The sequence below is a fragment of the Clostridium sp. KNHs205 genome, from assembly GCF_000702945.1.
In the GTDB taxonomy this organism is placed as follows: Bacteria; Bacillota; Clostridia; order Lachnospirales; family Lachnospiraceae; genus Anaerocolumna.
The window spans coordinates 1,854,317-1,875,925 of record NZ_JNLE01000003.1; the positions used below are offsets into that span (position 1 = coordinate 1,854,317).

The window sequence follows — 21,609 nt, forward strand, 5'->3', positions numbered from 1 at the left end:
GCCTCTTCGTGGCAGCTAGGATTGTACCATAAATTGAAAGGAGAAAATATCATACGATTTCAATGGAAAGGAGACACCTATGGCAGAAAAATGGGTACTCAAAAATAAAAAAGCAGATTTTCAAACGATTATGGCAAGGCACGGTATCAGTGAATGCCTTACGAGACTCCTTGTTAACAGAGGGTTAACAGAAGAAGAGGATATCAGCTTCTATCTGAACCCGGATTATGAGAGAACATACAATCCGCTGTTAATGAAAGATCTTGCAAAAGCCTGTGATATTCTGGAAAAGAAGATAGCAGAGGGAAAAAGCATTCGTATTGTAGGAGATTATGATGTTGACGGAGTTGCTTCGACTTACATACTGTATAAGGCGCTGAACTTATGCGGGGCAAAGGTTGATTATGAGATACCGGATCGAATCAGGGACGGTTATGGAATAAACGAACAGATTATAGATGAAGCCTATGAAGCAGGTATTGATACCATCCTGACCTGTGATAATGGAATTGCCGCCGCCGAGCAGGTGAAAAAGGCCAAAACCCTTGGAATGACAGTAATCATAACAGATCACCATGATATCCCTTTTCTCATTGAGGGAGAGAATAAGAGGCACATTCTTCCGGAAGCTGATGCCGTGGTTAATCCCAAGCAGGAGGATTGTTCGTATCCTTTTAAGCAGCTTTGCGGGGCTGCCGTTGCTTATAAACTCATGGAAGCGTTCTTTGACAGAAAACAGATACCAAAAGCAGAGCTGATTCCTTTAAGGGAAGCAACGGCCATAGCTACGGTATGTGATGTAATGGAACTGACCGGAGAGAACCGTATCCTGGTGAAAAAAGGCCTGGAACTGCTTAATAATACCCAGAACCTGGGGCTTCGTGCGCTAATGGAAAAGAACAGCATAGCAGCCGGGAATCTTGCCGCCTATCATCTCGGTTATGTAATCGGTCCCTGCCTCAATGCCGGCGGCAGACTTGATACCGCTAAGCAGGGGTTACGGCTTTTGCTGTCTGAGACCAAAGAGGAAGCAGATAAAAGGGCAGAGGAGCTTAAAGCATTAAATGACCTTCGAAAGCAGATGACGGAGGAAGGTTTAATAAACGCTATATCCCTTATAGAAGATTCTGAACTCAAAACGGATAAAGTCCTGGTAGTATATCTGAAAGAATGCCACGAGAGTCTGGCAGGAATCATTGCTGGCAGATTAAGAGAACGTTACTGTAAGCCGGCCATTGTGCTGACTGATGCCCATGATATGGTGAAAGGCTCGGGCAGATCCATTGAGAAATATAATATGTACGAGGAACTGACCCGCTGTAAAGAACATCTGGTGAAGTTCGGAGGTCATCCCATGGCAGCTGGAATGTCTCTGCAGCTTACCTCTGTGGAGACTTTAAGGATAGGTCTTAACGGTAATACAGTACTGACAGAGGAAGACCTGATTCCCAAAGTAGTAATAGATGTAGTGCTTCCACTGGGCTATATTACAGAGGAATTGGTGGAAGACCTTAAGATACTTGAGCCCTTCGGTAAAGGAAATGAAAAGCCCTTATTCGCTGACAGGAGCCTTAAGATATTAAAGCTGTCTGTTCTTGGCAAGAATAAGAATGTGATAAAATTATTGGTGAGAAATCAATATGGCAGAGAAATGGAAGCTATGTATTTTGGAGATGTGGCAGGTTTTCTGGAAGCTCTCAATGCAGCTTACGGCAAAACAGAAGTGGACAGGGCTTATCAGAACAGAGATAACAGCATGAAGCTTTCAGTAACCTATTACCCTACAATAAATGAATATAACGGGAATCGCAGCCTGCAGATTGTTATACAGAATTATTTGATAGAAAAAGAATAACCTGTTGAGTATTTAAGGCGTAAGCTACTTTGTTTCTGCTGAAAAGTTTGGTACAGATTGATATCTACAGTAGCTGCTTCAATTTTTTTCAGGTATATCTGAGGTTATCTTTTTCTGATATAACTGTATCATATGGCCTTTTATGTAATCTTTCTGCTCGTCACTAAGTCTTCTGTAATAGACTAATGTATTCCATTCATCTCTCGTTACGAATTTATCGGAATGATAGGCAGAGTCCTCTTTTATAAGGTCCTTTGAATTGTCCTGCTTTTCATGAAATAAATAGTCAACGGTAACATTAAAGTAGGTTGCTAGTTTTAATAAGATATCAGGAGCCGGAGTGCTGATGTTTCTTTCATAATTAGACATCGTAGATTTACTCACACCAAGTATATCCGCCAGTTCATTTTGGGTGAGGGGTTTGGAAAGCCTCAGGGTTTTAATTTTGTTACCAATATCCATAGAAATCACCTCTCCAATAAATAGTATCATAATTCGTAATGTTTAAAATGGCTTTCAATAAATACTGGAACTATTCCAATAAAACTGGATAAAGTGGCAAAAATATATTACATAAGAATGTATTGGGCAGAAAAATTAAAGATTTCGATAACCTATTATCATGTTAATAAAGAAGACGACAGGGATGACAGGCTGGAAAATTGTTAAACGGAATTATCTGATAGAAAAAAGATAAACGTCTGATGCTCTTTGCAGTGTAATAAGCTTTATTTCTGTTGATATGTTTAGGAAAAAATGATATAATCTAATCTGGATTGTTATGAGAATGTGAAGAATTTATCATTGAGATAAAAGTCGAAGTACTTATCGCGCCGGTAAGGATTAACAACTATTATAATGAAGTAATATAATAAGAAAGAGGCAAAAACCATGAAGAAGTTAGAAGAATATGTTAGGAGTATACCTGATTTCCCGGAGGAAGGAATCGTATTCAGAGATGTTACCAGTGTTTTACAGGATAAAGACAGCTTAAAACTGTCAATTGACCAGATGCAGGCGCTGCTGGACGGATTGGATATTGATGTAATTGTGGGACCTGAATCAAGAGGATTTATATTCGGAGTTCCCATTGCTTACAATCTCAATAAAGCTTTTGTACCTGTTCGTAAAAAGGGTAAGCTTCCCTGTGAAACCATTGAAATGGAATATGCACTGGAATACGGTACAGCAACCATCGAGATGCACAAGGACTCCATCAAACCCGGACAGAAGGTTGCTATTGTGGATGATTTGATTGCAACAGGAGGAACCATCGAGGCTATTACGAAATTAATTGAGAGCCTTGGAGGAGTCGTGGTTAAAATCATATTCCTGATGGAACTGGAAGGTCTTCATGGACGCGATAAGTTAAAGGGCTATGATGTTGAAGCTGTTATTAAATATGAAGGTAAATAAATAGAGAATGAAGGGCTGCTGCAGCGGTAATCTATCTGCAGAAGCCCTTTTTATTTTAAAAACCACTTCGATAACCCATGAATTGTCTGCCATGTTTCAAAAAAGAACAGCGTGGCATACTAATAATAAAGAGCCTGACAAAACAGGCTCTTTTCAGCTTAGCGCCTTTATATCCCCTGTACTTCGAAAACGGAGTCTGACTTGTCAGACTTTTTGTTGTTTCTGGGAAAAAACGACAACTTAGGTCAGAATATGCCATAATACAATAAAGGAATTGATTTTTTCTCATTATATGTTTATAATAAAAAGATAAATCTAAAACTGGTGGTGATTTCATGGAAAACAATGTAACAAGCAAACTGACGGACGACAATTTAAATAGAAAAAAGAATACAGATACAGTTATTCCCTCAGATTTTACGAGCCCTGACGAACTTTACGGACAGTTGATTAAAATCGTGGAAAGCTACCATCCTTCCGCAGATATTTCCATGATCGAAAAGGCCTATCACTGTGCTGCAAAGGCTCACCATAACCAGCTTAGAAAATCGGGAGAACCCTATATCATTCACCCTCTCTGTGTGGCAATAATTCTTGCAGAGCTGGAGCTTGATAAGGAAACTATTGTAGCAGGTCTTTTGCATGATGTAGTAGAAGATACTGTGTGTACGGTGGAAGAACTGGCCAAAGACTTTAATGACGAAATCGCCTTATTGGTAGATGGAGTTACAAAACTTACCCAGTTGAATTACTCAAAGGATAAGCTGGAGATACAAGCTGAGAATCTGCGTAAGATGTTTCTTGCCATGGCAAAGGACATCCGTGTTATTCTGATTAAATTAGCTGACAGGCTCCATAATATGCGAACCCTTCAATACCAGACGCCCATTAAGCAGAAGGAAAAAGCAAGGGAGACCATGGATATCTATGCTCCTATCGCCCAGCGCCTTGGTATATCTAAGATTAAGATCGAGCTGGATGACCTCTCCTTAAAATACCTGGAACCGGAAGTTTATAATGACCTGACAGAGAAGATAAACTCCAGGAAAGGTGAAAGAGAAGGAGTTATCGGTAAAATTGTTGAAGAAGTCCGCTTTCATGTTATGGAAGCTGATATTGAAGCCAAAATAGACGGCAGGGTAAAACATTTCTTCAGTATCTATAAGAAAATGGTCAACCAGCATAAGACGCTGGATCAGATATTTGATTTATTTGCTGTGCGTATTATTGTGGAATCCGTGAAAGACTGCTATGCAGCCCTTGGTGTCATCCATGAAATGTATAAGCCCATTCCCGGCAGATTCAAGGATTATATTGCCATGCCAAAGCCCAATATGTACCAGTCTCTTCATACTACCCTTATCGGCCCCGGCGGACAGCCCTTTGAAATTCAGATAAGAACCTATGAAATGCACCGTACGGCTGAATATGGTATCGCTGCCCATTGGAAATACAAAGAGGGCCAGGACGGAAAGAATTCTCAGGACACCGAAGAAGCTAAGCTTACCTGGTTAAGGCAGATTCTTGAGTGGCAGAGAGACATGTCTGATAACAAGGAGTTTCTGAGCCTGTTAAAGAGCGATCTGGATCTGTTTTCAGAAAGTGTATATTGCTTTACGCCAACTGGGGATGTTAAGAATCTTCCCAATGGTTCCACTCCCATTGATTTTGCCTATAGTATTCACAGCGCAGTTGGAAATAAGATGGTAGGAGCCAGAGTAAACGGCAAACTTGTTAATATAGATTATGTAATACAAAATGGTGACAGAATTGAAATTATAACTTCCCAGAACTCCAAAGGACCCAGCAGGGATTGGCTGTCCCTGGTTAAGAGTACCCAGGCAAAGAACAAGATTAATCAGTGGTTTAAGACAGAATTAAAAGAAGACAACATTGTAAAAGGAAAAGAAATGATTGTCGCTTACTGTAAGACCAAGGGTATTGTATTAAGCGATCTCATGAAGCCGGAATACATGAATAAGGTAATGTCCAAATATGGCTTTAGAGACTGGGATTCCATTTATGCTGCAGTAGGTCATGGCGGTTTAAAGGAAGGCCAGGTCATCAACAAATTAAAAGATGAGTATGACAAGAAGCATAAGAAAGAGATTACCGATGAGAAGGTGCTTGATTCCATTACGGAAGTAAAGGATAACAGACCGCCCTCACGTAAGTCAAAGAGTGGTATCGTAGTGGAAGGAATCCATGATGTTGCGGTTCGTTTCTCCAAGTGCTGCGGCCCGGTACCCGGTGATGAAATTGTAGGCTTTGTAACCAGAGGCAGAGGTGTATCCATACACCGTACAGACTGTGTCAATCTTATGAATCTTTCGGAAGAAGACAGGGCAAGACTTATTGAAGCCGAGTGGAATGTACCTCAGGATAAGGCTCAGGGTGAGCTTTATGCGGCAGAAATTAAGATTTATGCCAATAACCGCAGCGGTGTTCTGGTAGATGTATCAAAGATTCTTACAGAAAATAAGATCGATGTGACCTCAATGACTGTAAGAACCAGCAAACAGGGAACTGCCACCATAAGCGTTGGTTTTGAAATAAATGGAGTTGAGCAGCTGCGTTATATTATCGGTAAACTCAGGAGCATCGAGAGTGTATTGGATATCGAGCGTACTACCGGCTGAGGAAGAAAGGATAACTACCAATGATGATAGAAAATCTTGTGTTAGGACCAGTAAGTACTAACTGTTACTTTATAATAAATGAAGAGACAAAAGAAACAATAATAGTTGACCCTGCGGATAAACCGGAAAGAATCAATGCCAAGATCTCAGGGGAGCAGCTAATGCCTGTGGCGATTTTACTGACCCATGGGCATTTTGACCATATTATGGCGGTGGAAGAACTTAGCAGAACCTACACTATTCCCTATTACATCCATGAGCAGGAAGCGGAGCTCCTTGAGAGTCCTGATTTAAACGGAGCTTTTATGCTTAGAAGCAATATTTCAGCTAAGCGGGATAAAGTATTTCAGGACAAAGAGGTACTGAACCTTGGAGGAATGAACTTTGAGGTTATTCATACACCCGGCCATACTGCCGGAAGTGCTTGCTTTTATCTTTCAGAGGAAGGGGTTCTTTTTTCAGGAGATACCTTGTTTTTTGAATCTGTAGGAAGGACTGACCTGCCTACCGGCAACAATGTGATAATCTTAAAGAGCCTTCGTGAGAAGCTTTTTGAATTACCGGAAGAAACAAAGGTTTATCCCGGTCACGGTATGACAACTACCATTGGACATGAAAAGAACAACAATCCTTTTTTAAGGTGGTAAGATCGGGAGGCAATAGTGATTCAGATAATAATGACAGGGGATGAATATGAAAATGATATTTGTCCCTTAATAAAAGCCTTTTACCCGGAAGAGGAAATAAAGGTTATAAGAAACAGTGCGGATAGAAATGAGACAGAGAAAGAATCCATCACCATATCAGTGGAAATCGTGGATTCTTATCTTTGTGTTCAAGGGTTAAAAGGCCAGGAATTACTCTGCAAAGAGGAAGAAGAAGTCTTTCCGTCTGCACCGGATAAGGCTGGGACAGAACTAAGTTATACCCATGACCAACAGGTTACACGAAAAAAGGAAATCAGGAATCATCTAAAGAGAATGATATACCGCCTGTTACACAATATGACCGGCAGAGAGCTTCCCTGGGGAACCTTAACGGGAATCCGTCCTACCAAAATGGTTCTGGAGAAACTGGAAGCAGGGGAAAAGGAAGCGGATATCCGCAGGTTTATGAGCGAGGAATATTACTGCTCCCAAAAGAAAACAGAGCTGAGCCTGATGGTAGCAGGAAGAGAAAACAGACTGCTTAAGGATATGGATTACCGGAACGGTTATAGTATTTATATCGGTATTCCTTTCTGTCCAAGTACCTGTCTGTATTGCTCCTTTACCTCCTATTCCATTCAGAAATTTGGAAATCTGGCAGAGGCATATCTGGAAGCACTATTTAAGGAAATCAGCTATGCCGCAGGAGTATTAAAAAATAAGAAACTCACTACAGTATATATCGGTGGCGGAACGCCGACGACCCTCAATGAAGAGCAGTTGGAAAGACTGCTGACCCATATAGATAAGAAGTTAAAACCCAGCCAGACCATGGAGTATACGGTGGAGGCCGGAAGACCGGACAGTATCACAGGGGACAAACTAAAGATACTAAAGGCTCATGGAGTAACGAGAATTTCCATAAATCCTCAAACCATGGAGCAGAAAACCCTGGATCTGATCGGCAGAAGACATACAGTTGATGAGATAAGAGATGCCTTTGCTCTGGCAAGAAAAGCAGGACATGATAACATCAATATGGATATTATAGTAGGCCTTCCTGGTGAAAGAATGAAGGAAGTCACTTATACGCTGGAAGAAATAAGGAAACTGAAACCGGATAGCCTTACTGTTCATACATTGGCATTAAAGAGAGCTTCCAGACTCAATACGGAAAATGTAGAATATGATTCTGCAAATTACAAAGAAGCTTCCGAAATGGTAGATGCAACTGCTCATTTTGCAGAGGCACAAGGCTATGGACCTTATTATCTCTACCGGCAAAAGAATATGGCAGGAAATCTGGAGAACATAGGTTATGCCCTGGAAGGTAAGGAAGGACTTTATAACATTCTTATTATGGAAGAGAAACAGACAATACTTGCTTTAGGAGCAGGAGCTCAGTCGAAGTTTGTATTTCATGAGGAAAACCGTATTGAAAGAGTGGAAAATGTAAAGAGCCTGGTGGATTATATAGCTAGAATTGATGAAATGATAGAGCGAAAAAATATTTTTCTGACTGAAAATGGTCATCTGCTTTAAGGCCAGTACTTTGTTGACAGAGGGTACTATTAAGTAATATCTTAAGAAACGCCCTGGAGGAAAGGAGGAATCGATTATGGAAGCTTTCAGTGAATATGAAAACAATGATTACAGACAAGAAAATGTTCTGGCGGATGATCTGGAAGAAGCAATAGACCATGGAATCCTGGTCAGTAAGTTAGCTTATGTACTTGCAAAAGAAGCCGGCTGTGATGACAGTTTCTGTTATGATATGGCAGATGCCGGTCTTGTTCATGATATCGGTAAACTTCGCCTTGGTAAGTATCTTTATGCCAGTGACCGGAACACTTTAATTGTTGAAGAACTGAAATATATCCGGATGCATTCCGATTTAGGTTACGATATTTTGCGTAAATACGGCTATAAAGAAAGAATCATAGAAGCTATACTGCATCATCATGAGAATTATGATGGATCCGGTTATCCCAGAAATCTAAAGGGGAATGAGATTCCTCTTGGTGCAAGGATACTCAGAATATGTGATGTTTATGCTGCGCTGGTGTCCGACAGAAGATACCGTTGCTCCTATCATAAAGAGGCAGCAATTCAGTTAATGATTGAAGAAGTAAAGAATTTTGATATGAAGCTTTTTCTGAATTTTCTGAGCATTGTCTATTCAGAGGCTTTTGTAGAAATCGATAAATACGCCTGCGACATCAACCGAAAGAAATTTAGCTGGAAGAATATACTCCATGACGGAACTTACTAAATTATGGGGAGGAAATCAGGAAACGGATTCTGACACCTGGCTCCAAATGGTTGAAATTTAATATAAAAAGCATTATAATAAACCACGGAAAGAATATATGTATTGTAACTATTCGCAACAATGGGAGATTTATGACGTTTCCTGGGGCATATCTGAGGAAGCAAATCCTGATATGCATCTTTTTATAGATTTTGCATAATTATGTTTCGTGTACTGAAACACTGCAGAGGTAAAAAAATGAAGAGCTGAACAGTTACATCATTACAAAAATATAGAGAACAGAAAGGGAATAAAATGAGTAAAAATGCATGGTTAAAGTATGAAGACAGTCAATTAGCTGAGATAACTGCCTTCAGTGAAGGATATAAGAAGTTCATAACTGATTGCAAGACTGAGAGGGAATGCGTCAGAGAAAGTATTAAATTGGCGGAAAAAGAAGGGTTTAAAGACTTAAAAGATTATATCCGCGACGGAAAAGCATTAAAACCCGGTGATAAAGTTTACATATCCAATATGGAGAAAGCAATAGCACTTTTTGTAATCGGTTCACGTCCTTTAGAAGACGGCTTAAAGATACTGGGTGCCCATATAGATTCTCCCAGAATGGATTTAAAACAGGTGCCTTTGTATGAAGATGCGGAGATGGCTTTATTTGATACCCATTATTATGGCGGTATCAAGAAATATCAGTGGGTAACACTTCCCTTAGCTATCCATGGCGTAGTTGTTAAAAAGGACGGAACAGTGCTTAACATAGTAATCGGTGAAGCAGAAGAAGATCCGGTTATCGGAGTTACCGATCTTTTAATACATTTATCCGGTGCTCAGCTGGAGAAGAAAGGTGCCAAAGTTATCGAAGGTGAGGATCTTAATATCCTTATCGGAAGCATGCCTTTAAAGGGCGAAGAAAAAGATACTGTTAAGGCAAACATCCTGAATATCTTAAAGGATAAATACGATGTGGAGGAGGATGATTTCTTATCCGCAGAGTTAGAAATAGTACCGGCAGGAAAAGCCAGGGACTATGGTCTTGATAAGAGTATGGTAATGGGCTATGGCCAGGATGACAGAGTGTGCTCCTATACCTCACTGCTTGCAATATTAGAGGTAAAAGAAACCGACAGAACCTGTGCCTGCATTCTGGTAGACAAAGAGGAAATCGGAAGCGTTGGTGCCTCCGGTATGCATTCCAAGTTTTTTGAGAATACTGTAGCAGAGATGATTGCATTAACCGGTGATTACTCTGAGTTAAAGGTAAGACGTGCATTATCTAATTCCCATATGCTTTCCTCCGATGTTAGCGCAGCTTTTGATCCCAATTACCCTGCGGTAATGGAGAAGAAGAATTCAGCTTATTTCGGTAAAGGTATGGTATTTAACAAATACACCGGGTCCAGAGGCAAATCAAATTCCAACGATGCCAATCCGGAATTTATGGCAAGACTCCGTAAGATCATGGAGGATAATCAGGTATCCATCCAAACTGCTGAGCTTGGTAAAGTTGATGAAGGCGGCGGCGGTACCATTGCCTACATTATGGCTAACTACAATATGGAGGTTATCGATAGTGGTGTAGCGGTACTAAACATGCATGCTCCCTGGGAGATAACCAGTAAAGTTGATATCTATGAAACTTACAAGGGTTATATAGCTTTCTTGAGGGAAATTTAAGAAGATGTCAGTTATATAGCATTCTTGAAGGAAATATAAGATAATGTCAGTTATATAGCATTCTTGAGGGAAATAAAAGATAATATCAGTTATGTAGCATTCGTGAAGAAAATATAAGATAATATCACTTAGATAGCTTTCTTAAGGGATATCTAATATAATGTCAGTTAGATAGATTTATAAGAGCTGTTCTGATTAATTAATCTCAGAGAGAGTGCGTTCTCGAGAAATGTTACAGGTATAGAGTCAAAATGAAACAATAACAATAATATTGGAAGCTACAGTAGGTATTACTGTACGGAAAGGGGCAGGAATGGTTAGACATCTTGTTTTATGGAAGTATAAGGAAGAACTGACAGAGGAAGAAAGACTTAGACTTGGTGAAGAAGTAAAAGAAAAGTTAGAGGCCTTAAAGGGTAAGATTCCGGGTATACACTCCTTAGAAGTAATAACGAAAACTCTGCCCACCGGAACCGATAACTGTGATTTCATGCTGGACAGCATCTTTGAAAATGCAGAAGCACTGGCTGTTTATCAGAATCATGAGGAGCATTTAAAAGCTGCTTCCCTGGTAAGAAGCATAATCAGTAATCGTATTTGTGTAGATTACGATATTTAATAAATGAATTGACGTAATTATAAGGAATTAGCAGGAGGATATCATGGCAGAGTCTATGAAGGGCTTGCAGAGAAGCCACAGATGTACGGAAGTCACAAAAACCATGGCAGGTGAAAAAGTTACGGTTATGGGCTGGGTACAAAAAAGCAGAAACAAAGGAAGTATTATATTCGTTGATCTCAGGGACCGTTCAGGGCTCCTTCAGATAATTTTTGAAGAAGGAGATGTAGGCAGCGATAACTATACCAAGGCTGAAAAGCTAAGAAGCGAGTTCGTTATAGCTGTAACAGGTACTGTAGAACTTCGTTCCGGCGGTGTTAATGAGAATATGGCAACCGGAGAAATCGAATTAAGGGCTGAAAGCCTTCGTATTCTTTCAGAAGCAGATACCCCTCCTTTTCCCATTGAAGAGAACAGTAAGACCAAGGAAGAACTTCGTCTGAAATATCGTTATTTAGACCTTAGAAGACCGGATCTTCAGCAGAACCTTATTATGAGAAGCAAGGTGGCAACCCTTACCAGACAGTTTCTCTCAGAAGAAGGTTTCCTGGAGATAGAGACTCCTATGCTGACCAAGAGTACACCGGAAGGCGCAAGAGACTATTTAGTACCAAGCCGCGTACATCCCGGGAATTTCTATGCGCTTCCCCAGTCACCTCAGATCTTCAAGCAGTTGTTAATGTGCTCCGGATATGACAGGTACTTTCAGATTGTTAAATGCTTCCGTGATGAAGACTTACGTGCAGACCGTCAGCCGGAATTCACTCAGATCGATATGGAGCTTTCTTTTGTAGATGTAGATGACGTAATTGCAGTAAATGAAAGATTGCTGGCAAAGATGTTCAAGGAAACCATCGGTGTGGAAGTCAGCCTGCCCATACAAAGAATGACTTATAAGGAAGCGATGGAGAGATTCGGTTCCGATAAACCGGATATCCGTTTTGGTATGGAACTGAAATGTGTATCTGAGTATGTAAAAGACTGTGGTTTTTCTGTATTTACCGATGCCATTAAAAACGGAGGTTCTGTAAGAGGAATCAATGCAGAGGGACAAGGCGAGATGCCCAGAAAGAAAATAGATGCACTGGTTCAGTTTGCCAAGGATTTCGGTGCAAAAGGCCTTGCTTATCTTAGCATTAATGCAGATGGTACTTATAAATCCTCCTTTGCAAAGTTTATGACAGAAGAGGAATTAAAGCTCCTTACAGAGCAAATGGGTGCCAAACCCGGCGATTTAATGTTCTTTGCAGCAGACGAAGACGAGGTGGTATTTGATGTACTTGGTAATTTACGCCTTGAGCTGGCAAGAGGACTTGAACTGCTTAAGAAGGATGAGTACAAATTCCTTTGGGTAACAGAATTCCCGCTCTTGGAGTACTCCAAGGAAGAAGGCAGATATACCGCTAAACACCATCCCTTCACTATGCCTATGGAGGAAGATTTAGAGCTTCTTAATACTGATCCCGGTAAAGTACGTGCCAAAGCTTACGATATTGTATTAAACGGAACGGAAATCGGCGGCGGCAGCGTCAGAATATATCAGAATCAGGTTCAGGAGAAGATGTTTGAAGTACTTGGATTTACCAGGGAAGAAGCATATGAGCGTTTTGGCTTCCTGTTAAATGCCTTCAAATATGGTGTACCTCCTCACGCAGGACTGGCTTACGGATTGGATCGTCTGATTATGCTAATGGCGAAGGAAGACAGTATCCGTGATGTTATTGCTTTCCCTAAAGTAAAAGATGCTTCCTGCTTGATGACTGAGGCTCCCAATGTAGTGGAAGTGAAGCAATTAAATGAGTTGGGGATTGGGATTACTGAGAATAAATAGTGGTGTTGGGGAAGCAATTTAGATTTGGATTTGGATTTATTGTAGGATTGGAAAGAATAAAAAGATTGGGTTTTCACAAGGGGACGGCAAATAGCGCAAACCAGATAAACTCATGCTTCAATTCCAAGGTATAAGAAGTCCTAATTCTCTGAATATTTTGTGCTGGGCATATTCTAAAACAGATAACTCGCTTCGCTCAGACAATCTGTTTTAGAATATAGCACAAATTATTCAGAGAAAAGGACTTCTAATACCTTTCCATAGGCGCATTCGTTTACCTGGTTTGAGCTATTTGCCTGAAATCTTATGGATGCAAGGATTTTTGATGCTCAGACCAATATAGAATTTTAAATTCGAAGAATAGAATAGATATAAAGATTTATATAAAAGATAAGTATTCACATTTATAAAAAGATATTTATAAAAAGATATTTATAAAAAGATATTTAAAAAAAATATTTATAAAAAATATTTATAATGTTTAAATAGATATATATAGTGTTCTGGGGGTTAATCTATATTTGCTATAAAGTATTAAAGCGAAATTGCTTTTATAATTGCTTTTATCTTTTGAAAATAATAGTCGTAAAACTAGTATCTTTTATTGGAATATGAGAACTATTTTTTTATATTGTTTTCTAATTACTGTTTACTTATCATACCTCTATTTACATTATACAGTTAATGTAAATAGAACTTTTATTAATTGTCTCGTTAGTATTCGGGGGTTGATTCTCCAGAAGTAATACATAAAAATTGCTCAAGAAGGTGACTAATAATCGCCTGGCTTGAGCATTTTTAGTATTTTGTACCTATATTTACAGTAGCGTATGTCTGTTTACGGTACTGTATCTGTAGCCATAGATAATCTGCAGCAGCACAAGACTGCATTTATATATAGCAACAGAATTGTTAACGCATAAAGAATAAGAACATTACAGAAATATGTACAATTAAAATAACAGGCATTCCAATTATAAATTTTGTATGCTTTGTTTTGTGATGAAATAGGAACATACCAAGGAGTGAACCCAAACTGCCTCCAATTACGGAGGTTAGAAAAAGTGTACTTTCTTTTATCCTCCACAAACGTTTTCTGGCCTTGTGTTTATCCAATCCCATAAGCAGAAAAGAGAGTAAATTCGCAAAAATTAAATATATCAATAATAAATTAAGTAAATGCAATTGGTCTAATCCTCCTTAATATTATCTTGTTTTTTCTTTCGGACTTTGTTTTCCAAGAAAGCTAATATTTGCTTTTTTTCACTTTCGTTTAGCTTGCGAAAAAGGGTAAATAGTCGCTTTTCCTCCGGAGTTAACTGGATAATCCGAGATTTACCCTGTGGCATTGAATCTTTCTCCATATCAATATTATAATTCACAGATTCATGGAGAAGATCGCCGGACATAGGAACAGTTCTTGAATTTATGAAAACTTCTATGTCAACATTATATAGTTTGGATAATTTCAGCAATGTTCTATAATCGGGAGTGCGTTTACCGGCTTCGTAGTGGGCATAACCCTGCCGTGTCATGTTTAGGTACCCTGCCACTTTAGTCTGCGTATAGTGTCTGGAGGTTCTTAATTCCTTTAATTTGTCCTTAAGTAATAATTCTGGCATAGTAAACTCCCTTTATCACATATTTGTTAGAAAATAAAATGGATTGTAGAGCAGGATTTTTACCGGAATCATAAAACCTAACCTTAAATGCCAAATCGTATATTTTCCCTTCTTATCTCCCTCTTAATAGTGTATTATGCATCAATCTAAATTGATGTTGTTAAAATTATATACCAATTCTCGTATTATCTCAATTTAAACTTTGATACAGGGGAGCACCGAGGTAAAGGGAAAAAGTTAAAATTTTCATTATAATAACTGTCTGGTAAGACTTTAAGGGCTGGTATAAAAAGACAAATATGAAAATGGTTAAAATTTACTATTTACAGGAATGTCCTGTGTATATTTGGAGGATAGTGGAAGGCATAAATTCAAAGAATGCAGGCAAAAAGGGGCTGTAACATAGGAAAAAAGGGCTTAATTGTAAAGAATTTTCCAAAAAACCATTTGACATAAGTTCATTAAAGTGTTATTATAAAGTTGTTGCAGCAGATGCAATGTACTATAAATGTAGATTAATTTATTTGGAGGAAATAACATGAACAAAGGTACAGTAAAATGGTTTAACAATCAAAAAGGTTTCGGTTTCATCTCCGATGAGCAGGGAAATGATGTTTTCGTTCATTACTCAGGTTTAAACATGGATGGTTTCAAGTCTTTAGAAGAAGGACAAGAAGTTGCTTTCGATGTTGTTCAGGGAGCTAAAGGACCTCAGGCCACTAACGTAACAAAATTATAATCATCAAAGTTTCAGTGTACCTTTTTCTTGATATATAAATTTTAAGAATTATTATTTTTAAGAATTTTTATACAGAAATAGCTATATTGTAATCAACGAGAATGATTTAAAGGTTATCCTTCGGGATAACCTTTTTTTGAACATAGAAATATTAGGATAAAAGCACCTTTGCTACTTGCACAAATAGCTTTCTCGATGTGGACGTCAAACTAAATGAGGTATCTATATGGTAATCACGTTTCTTCCGGTAAATAAGAAAATAGAAACAGCTTCAGGTATAAGTGTAGAAGCAGCCGCAGTCAAAGCCAATATTGAAACGGGGGCTGTCTGCAACGCAAAAGGAACCTGTGGTAAGTGTAAGGTAATGGTAACAAAAGGGAATAACAGACTTTTTACGGCGGAAGAATTTAAGCATCTGACGGAAGAGGAAAGGGAACGGGGTTTTCGATTAGCCTGCTGTTTCATTCCTGAAGATGATACCTGCGTAATTGTTAATAAACCAACTCATGAGAGGGACACTTATACTTTGAGTGGTATAAAAAGAAATCTGATAACTTCCAAGGAGAATGAGAATTATGGTGTAGTTCTGGATATTGGAACGACAACCTTAGAAGCCATACTTTATCATATAGCCTCCGGTCAGCCTGTATTATCTAAAGGATTGCTGAACCCTCAGAGAATCTATGGAGGAGATGTAGTATCCCGTATTACCTATTCCTTAGCAGAAGAGAAAAACACAGAAATCCTGCAAAATATACTCCTCAAAGCCTGTAATAAACTCATAAATGAACTTGCATTCCAGTATGGAATAAATGTTAATACTATAAAAAGAGCAGCGATAGCCGGAAATACAACTATGACGGGGCTTTTTCTGGGCCGTTCCCTAAGGAAACTTTCAAGAGCTCCTTTTCAGCAGGACAGCTATAACGGAATTACTCTGACAGCCAGAGAGGCGGGCATAAATATAGGGGAGAACGGTTCCGTCTTTATAATGCCTGGAATTGGGGGACATGTAGGCGGGGATACCCTGGGATGTATATTAAGTACAGGACTTAATAAGGAAAATAAAAAGATTCTCCTTATGGATATCGGTACCAATGGAGAGATGGTGCTATGCAATAAGGGAAGGCTGACCGCTTGCTCTACAGCCGCCGGACCCGCATTTGAAGGCGGCAATATCTCTTGTGGAATGAGAGCAGAAACCGGTGCTGTAACATCAGCAAAAATGGTGAATGGAAAGCTGGAGCTTCATTATATTGAGGAAGAAGACGAAAAGGTATCTCCGACTGGTATCTGTGGTTCTGGCCTTATAGAATGTATCTACGAACTTTATAAAAATCAATATATGGATGAAACCGGAAGACTTTTAGGAGTGGCAGGAGAAGAGAATCTTTACCGAATATGGAAGAGGGATCGTGAAGAAATACTTCTCACTCAGAAAGACATCCGGGAGTTTCAGCTGGCAACAGGTGCAATAAAAGCAGGTATAGCACTTCTTTTACAGGAAGCGGGGCTTCAGGTTCAGGAACTTGATAAAATCTACCTTGCCGGAAACTTTGGTAGTAAACTATCTGTTACCAAAGCCATAGGTGTAGGTTTATTGCCGGATGTAAGTGAGGAAAACATAGAATATATCGGGAACGGAGCCTTAGCCGGTTCAGCAAAACTCTTACTGCAGGAAATAACCATGGAAGAAGCAGAGGCAATCAGCCGGAAGGTACACCATCTGGATCTATCAGGTAAAGAAACCTTTGAAGAGGAGTTTATAAAAGCGTTGTCCTTTCCGGTAATAAAAACAGAGCCTTCTCCCAAATCAATCTAAGGAGAAGGCCTTTTCTTTCTGTAAAAATACAATATATAATTAGGAGCTCATGGTCTGATAGCTGTCATCATAGTAATTCTTCATCAGACTGTTTAATATCTTATAAACAGGTTTGAATAAGACAAGAGCAACTATAAAATTGCCGATACCATGTATTATATCAAAAGTCAGACCGCTTACCCAATAACCAAAAGCGCTGTTAAGTCCCCCTTGAAATCCGCCGCTTTGCAACCCCATTAAAAAACTGATAAGGGCAAAAAAAGCACCAAAACACAAACCAAAACTACCGGAGGCCAAAGCCCATATTATGGAGGACTGTTCCAGGGGAGGTGTCTTTCTAATAATTAACCTGCCAATCAGGTAAAGAATAAACCAGACATACAGGTAACCAATAAACCAAATACTAAAGCCATAAAAGAAACCTTCCAGCAAAACAAATACTGCAATAATGAAAAGTGTTTTTCGCTTTAAGATGCAGGTATAAACAAGGATCAGCAAAGAAACCAGTTCGATGTTAGGAATCCCCTGGAGAATATACTGTACAGCAAAAAGTACAGAACTAAGCAGACCTATAATGACAGTATCTTTAATTTTCATATTAGCTCCCATTGCATGCCGTATCTGCCTGCAGATACGGCATTGCCATAAAATCAAGATGTGAATTATGTATTCAAGAATTCACATTAACACTCATACCCCAGGCAAGCTTGGGTACTGACCAAATAGGAAGTGTAAAGGTCTTATATTTCAAAAAACGCTCCTACATGCATTAATGTTTTTGTTAATATCCGACAGTCAGTGTAATCTCAAAATGATCACCATCAGCAATGGGAGTCGTGTCAACACCGGTATTTATGCTCTCTCCGCCTTTGGTAAAGCACCACCATTCCTGATTGCCATCATCAGCAGTTACACCACCAACAGTTTTAACATACAAACCGTATTCGGACTCTTCTCCTTCAATCAGTTTCTTCTCCTCCAGTGCCTGTCTTAAGTACTCCGCGTCGGTACTGATTTCATAGGATTTACTTGTACCATCCGTTAAAACAACCTCTGCGGTAATAGTCTTAGCGCCTTCACTGGTTTCGGGTTTGAAGACATTGTACAGAACAGCCATAGCTGCAATTACAACGATGAAAATAATAACACCAATAAGGGGCTTCTTAATTGATCTTTTGTTATCCATGATTCTCCTCCTTTAATATAATACTGAATATGTCAGAACCGAAGGGAAAAAAAATACCCTTATCCGTTGAACAGGAAAGAAGGGTGCACAAAAAAAGTACCATTCCTCCATCTTCCGTGGATCACATGCGGTACGGACAGCAAGCAGGTATTCTGGCTCATGAATCATCATCTGTAATAAATCTTCCCGGGATATCCCAGTGATTGCATGATTTCCCAAATCATGCGGCAATTACAGACTCCTCATATACAGCGGCGGGACCGCACAGGACTTTAACCTGTTTCCCTATTATGTCGCCACTAACAGCGACCACTTACTGCCATTTAAGACCTATAAAGTATATCATTAGTCTCATAGCCTGTCAACTTTGTAGGAGGGTATTACTGTTCTAAAGGGCAAAAGAGAAAGAGTTTTCGGGGACGGACGATAATTGAGAGTTTTGTTTTTTCGTTTTGTCGCTCAAGGCTCCGTATGTCACTAAAGCGGCAGCTGCCGTTCCTATAAGCGGAAAAAGTGCCAAACTCGCTGCCGCGCTGTGGCATCGGTAGCTTCCAGCGCTCAAACACTGGCACTTTTCCCGCTAGTCACGACATCTGCCGCTTAAGTGTCATATGGAGCCTTTCGATACAAAACGCTAAAACAAAACTCTCAATTATCTGTATATTCACTATAATTTTTCAATACATTTGCTATTTGTATCTCATCATACCTCAAATGTTAAATTGAAAAGCTGAAGTCAGCAGCATAAATTCCTATTGGCTAAGTAACATAAAATCTATTTATAAATTATGGGATTAATCTATATTATTTTCCCTGTAACTATTGATTAAGGAATAGAAAATGATCAAAATCAATATAAATGTTAATTGTATTCTCCTACAAATTAACAAACAAACCCTAAACCTCTAATATTACTCAACTACTGTTAAATATACGACTTAATAATATGAATAATACACAGGTTGGTTTCGTATGAAGACAACCAGATGGATGTGAGGGCATTTTAGGAATTTTGCATTGAGAGGTTCCTTATGATACTTAAATGGCAGTAACTGTGATAAGGGTAAGCAGTGCCATTGTCTGAGCACAATAAACTACCGCAGCCACAAATACCAAGCGAGTTTGGCACTGTTTACCCTGCTTTTGAACAGTTACTGCCATTTTAGTAGAATAAGGGTTCTCGAACAGCAAAATGGATAAATTGCCCTCATATCCATCGTCCGCCCCCACAACCCAGCCGTTACAAACAGCAAATAAACACTTGCACTTTTCAGGGATATGGATTATTCTAGAAGGTATAAATGAATAGAAGGAGAAGACTATGAGCATTAAAAAACATTCTTTTGGCAAAACTTCAGCGGGTGAAGAGGCTACTCTATATACATTGATCAACAAGAAAGGCATGTCAGTCAGCTTAACGGACTTTGGTGCCAACATCGTAAATATTATTGTACCTGACAAAGACGGCAAATATGATGATGTTGTCCTTGGTTATGATAATGTAAAAGGATATGAGGGGAACCCGGCAGGCTATGGTTCTTTCATTGGAAGACATGCTAACAGAATAGACGGCGCATCGTTTGAACTGAGCGGAAAGACATATACCTTAGAGAAAAACGACGGAAACAACAATCTGCACGCCGGTTCAAAGAGTTATAATAAATTTATCTATGAAACTGAAACATTTGAAGAAGAGGATGCGGATTCCGTAGAATTCTCCAGGTTAAGCCCTCATATGGAACAGGGTTTTCCCGGAAATCTTGATATCAGCGTAACCTATACCTTAACAGATGATAATGAACTGGTTATAGAATATATGGCAGTATCTGATAAAGATACCATCTGTAATCTTACCAACCATTCCTATTTTAATCTTAACGGACAAGCTTCCGGTTCTGTCTTAAGTCAGAAGGTTATGATAAATGCTGATACATTTACCCCTACCAATGATGCCTTGATTCCTACAGGTGAAATCATAAGTGTTGAAGGAACACCTATGGACTTCCGTAAATTAAAAGCCCTCGGAGAGGATATCAATGCAGATTATGCACCCCTTAAGATAGCAGGCGGCTACGACCATAACTATGTATTAAATATCAGCGGTACAGAAGTTGAAAAGGTAGGAGAGCTTGTAAGTGATGAAAGTGGACGAACCATGGAAATCTTTACAAACAAACCCGGCATGCAGCTATATACCGGAAATTTCATCAGTGGTACAGAAGCCGGCAAGAAGAATTTCGTATACCAGAAAAATGGTGGTGTATGTTTTGAGACACAGTTCTTCCCTAATTCCTGCAACAGACCCGAATTTCCTTCCTGTGTATTGAAGGCAGGCAATGAATATGATTATGTAACCGTATATAAATTCGGTTTAAAATAATGAAATAAAAAAAGTGCTTATTCTTTTTGCGGAAAACAAAAGGAATAAGCACTTTTTTTATTTACTGTAATATAATTATTTCGTACCGTATATTCTGTCACCGGCATCACCGAGACCGGGAAGAATATAACCTTGTTCGTTCAGTCTTTCATCAAGGGCACCTACGAAAATATCAACGTCCGGATGTGCCTGTGTAAGGCGCTGTACACCTTCCGGAGCAGCGATAAGACATAAGAAATGTATTTTGCTGATGCCTTTATCTTTTAGAAGAGTAATAGCAGCAGAAGCAGAACCACCGGTAGCTAACATGGGGTCTACTACAAAAATTTCTCTTTCACTTGCATCAACGGGAAGTTTACAGAAATATTCAACAGGCTCAAGGGTTTCTTCATTGCGGTACAGACCAATATGACCAACCTTGGCATTAGGGATGAGGTTTAAGATACCGTCAGCCATATGAAGGCCGGCTCTTAAGATGGGAACGATACAAAGTTTCTTTCCTTCGATTTCCTGTGCGATAGTCTTTACAAGAGGAGTATCGATTTCGATATCTGTTAAAGGAAGTTCTCTTGTAGCCTCATAACAGATTAACATGGCAACCTCAGAAACCAAATCACGGAATTCCTTGGTGGAAGTAGCTTTGCGTCTCATAATACCAATTTTATGCTTAATCAACGGGTGATCCATAACAACAACTTTAGACATAATTTTGCCTCCAAATTTAATATTTACAAGGTTGTCCTACAAAGGGGCCTTGTTTGCTCTACCTGCCATTATATCAAACTTCCTGCCTCAAGAAAAGTAGAAAATTATATTTTTTGGCTGGAAATTGGCTCCTTACTGGTAAAAATGACCATATTTGGACAGAGGAGAAGCCCGGTAGAGGGGGGAGGGTTACTACCAGGCTTTG

General features: G+C 39.3%; 18 protein-coding genes and 1 riboswitch. Of the genes, 12 read left to right on the forward strand and 6 right to left on the reverse strand.

Annotation, left to right across the window (positions count from 1 at the left end; translation table 11 throughout):
• Window positions 1–79 precede the first annotated feature (79 nt).
• Window positions 80–1,855 (forward strand): single-stranded-DNA-specific exonuclease RecJ, encoded by a 1,776-nt coding sequence (gene recJ, locus BR73_RS0107845; RefSeq protein WP_033165085.1) that lies wholly within the window; start codon window positions 80–82, stop codon window positions 1,853–1,855.
• A gap of 78 nt (window positions 1,856–1,933) precedes the next feature.
• Here the strand turns inward: recJ and BR73_RS27245 are convergent, their stop codons facing one another.
• Complete coding sequence (locus tag BR73_RS27245) at window positions 1,934–2,317, reverse strand: helix-turn-helix transcriptional regulator (protein ID WP_051685046.1); 384 nt, start codon at window positions 2,315–2,317, stop codon at window positions 1,934–1,936.
• Window positions 2,318–2,746: 429 nt separating this feature from the next.
• Here BR73_RS27245 and BR73_RS0107855 point away from each other — a divergent pair, with 429 nt between their 5' ends.
• The 8 genes from BR73_RS0107855 (at window position 2,747) to aspS (ending at window position 12,950) form a co-directional block, all read left to right on the forward strand.
• On the forward strand, window positions 2,747–3,271 hold the full coding sequence (locus tag BR73_RS0107855; RefSeq protein WP_033165086.1) for an adenine phosphoribosyltransferase: 525 nt from the start codon (window positions 2,747–2,749) through the stop codon (window positions 3,269–3,271).
• Window positions 3,272–3,606: 335 nt separating this feature from the next.
• Window positions 3,607–5,910 (forward strand): bifunctional (p)ppGpp synthetase/guanosine-3',5'-bis(diphosphate) 3'-pyrophosphohydrolase, encoded by a 2,304-nt coding sequence (locus BR73_RS0107860; protein ID WP_033165087.1) that lies wholly within the window; start codon window positions 3,607–3,609, stop codon window positions 5,908–5,910.
• Between the two features lie 20 nt (window positions 5,911–5,930).
• Window positions 5,931–6,557 carry an MBL fold metallo-hydrolase gene (locus BR73_RS0107865; RefSeq protein WP_033165088.1) on the forward strand — a complete coding sequence of 209 codons (627 nt, stop codon included), beginning with the start codon at window positions 5,931–5,933 and terminating at the stop codon, window positions 6,555–6,557.
• A gap of 15 nt (window positions 6,558–6,572) precedes the next feature.
• Window positions 6,573–8,099, forward strand: coding sequence for a coproporphyrinogen dehydrogenase HemZ (gene hemZ / locus BR73_RS0107870; RefSeq protein WP_033165089.1), 1,527 nt, complete (start codon window positions 6,573–6,575; stop codon window positions 8,097–8,099).
• A 76-nt stretch (window positions 8,100–8,175) separates the two neighbouring features.
• Window positions 8,176–8,829, forward strand: coding sequence for an HD domain-containing phosphohydrolase (locus BR73_RS0107875; RefSeq protein WP_033165090.1), 654 nt, complete (start codon window positions 8,176–8,178; stop codon window positions 8,827–8,829).
• Window positions 8,830–9,123: 294 nt separating this feature from the next.
• Complete coding sequence (locus BR73_RS0107880; protein WP_033165091.1) at window positions 9,124–10,500, forward strand: aminopeptidase; 1,377 nt, start codon at window positions 9,124–9,126, stop codon at window positions 10,498–10,500.
• A 313-nt stretch (window positions 10,501–10,813) separates the two neighbouring features.
• Window positions 10,814–11,119, forward strand: a complete 306-nt coding sequence (locus tag BR73_RS0107885; RefSeq protein ID WP_033165092.1) for a Dabb family protein — start codon at window positions 10,814–10,816, stop codon at window positions 11,117–11,119.
• Between the two features lie 43 nt (window positions 11,120–11,162).
• Window positions 11,163–12,950, forward strand: a complete 1,788-nt coding sequence (aspS, locus tag BR73_RS0107890; protein WP_033165093.1) for an aspartate--tRNA ligase — start codon at window positions 11,163–11,165, stop codon at window positions 12,948–12,950.
• A 912-nt stretch (window positions 12,951–13,862) separates the two neighbouring features.
• Here the strand turns inward: aspS and BR73_RS0107895 are convergent.
• Window positions 13,863–14,135: a DUF1294 domain-containing protein gene (locus tag BR73_RS0107895; protein ID WP_033165094.1), complete on the reverse strand. Its 273-nt coding sequence runs from the start codon at window positions 14,133–14,135 to the stop codon at window positions 13,863–13,865.
• Between the two features lie 5 nt (window positions 14,136–14,140).
• Window positions 14,141–14,572 (reverse strand): helix-turn-helix transcriptional regulator, encoded by a 432-nt coding sequence (locus BR73_RS0107900; protein WP_033165095.1) that lies wholly within the window; start codon window positions 14,570–14,572, stop codon window positions 14,141–14,143.
• 538 nt (window positions 14,573–15,110) lie between these two features.
• Between BR73_RS0107900 and BR73_RS0107905 the strand changes: the two genes are divergently transcribed.
• Window positions 15,111–15,311, forward strand: coding sequence for a cold-shock protein (locus BR73_RS0107905; protein ID WP_033165096.1), 201 nt, complete (start codon window positions 15,111–15,113; stop codon window positions 15,309–15,311).
• Between the two features lie 226 nt (window positions 15,312–15,537).
• Window positions 15,538–17,133, forward strand: a complete 1,596-nt coding sequence (locus BR73_RS0107910) for an ASKHA domain-containing protein (RefSeq protein WP_033165097.1) — start codon at window positions 15,538–15,540, stop codon at window positions 17,131–17,133.
• Window positions 17,134–17,172: 39 nt separating this feature from the next.
• Here BR73_RS0107910 and BR73_RS0107915 read toward each other — a convergent pair whose 3' ends face one another.
• Complete coding sequence (locus BR73_RS0107915) at window positions 17,173–17,730, reverse strand: hypothetical protein (protein ID WP_033165098.1); 558 nt, start codon at window positions 17,728–17,730, stop codon at window positions 17,173–17,175.
• A gap of 184 nt (window positions 17,731–17,914) precedes the next feature.
• Window positions 17,915–18,319, reverse strand: coding sequence for a DUF4430 domain-containing protein (locus tag BR73_RS0107920; RefSeq protein WP_033165099.1), 405 nt, complete (start codon window positions 18,317–18,319; stop codon window positions 17,915–17,917).
• Between the two features lie 124 nt (window positions 18,320–18,443).
• A riboswitch (cobalamin riboswitch) is annotated at window positions 18,444–18,651 on the reverse strand.
• Between the two features lie 989 nt (window positions 18,652–19,640).
• Here BR73_RS0107920 and BR73_RS0107930 point away from each other — a divergent pair.
• Window positions 19,641–20,699, forward strand: a complete 1,059-nt coding sequence (locus BR73_RS0107930) for an aldose epimerase family protein (protein ID WP_033165101.1) — start codon at window positions 19,641–19,643, stop codon at window positions 20,697–20,699.
• 75 nt (window positions 20,700–20,774) lie between these two features.
• Here the strand turns inward: BR73_RS0107930 and upp are convergent, their stop codons facing one another.
• On the reverse strand, window positions 20,775–21,404 hold the full coding sequence (gene upp, locus BR73_RS0107935) for a uracil phosphoribosyltransferase (RefSeq protein WP_033165102.1): 630 nt from the start codon (window positions 21,402–21,404) through the stop codon (window positions 20,775–20,777).
• Between the last annotated feature and the right edge of the window lie 205 nt (window positions 21,405–21,609).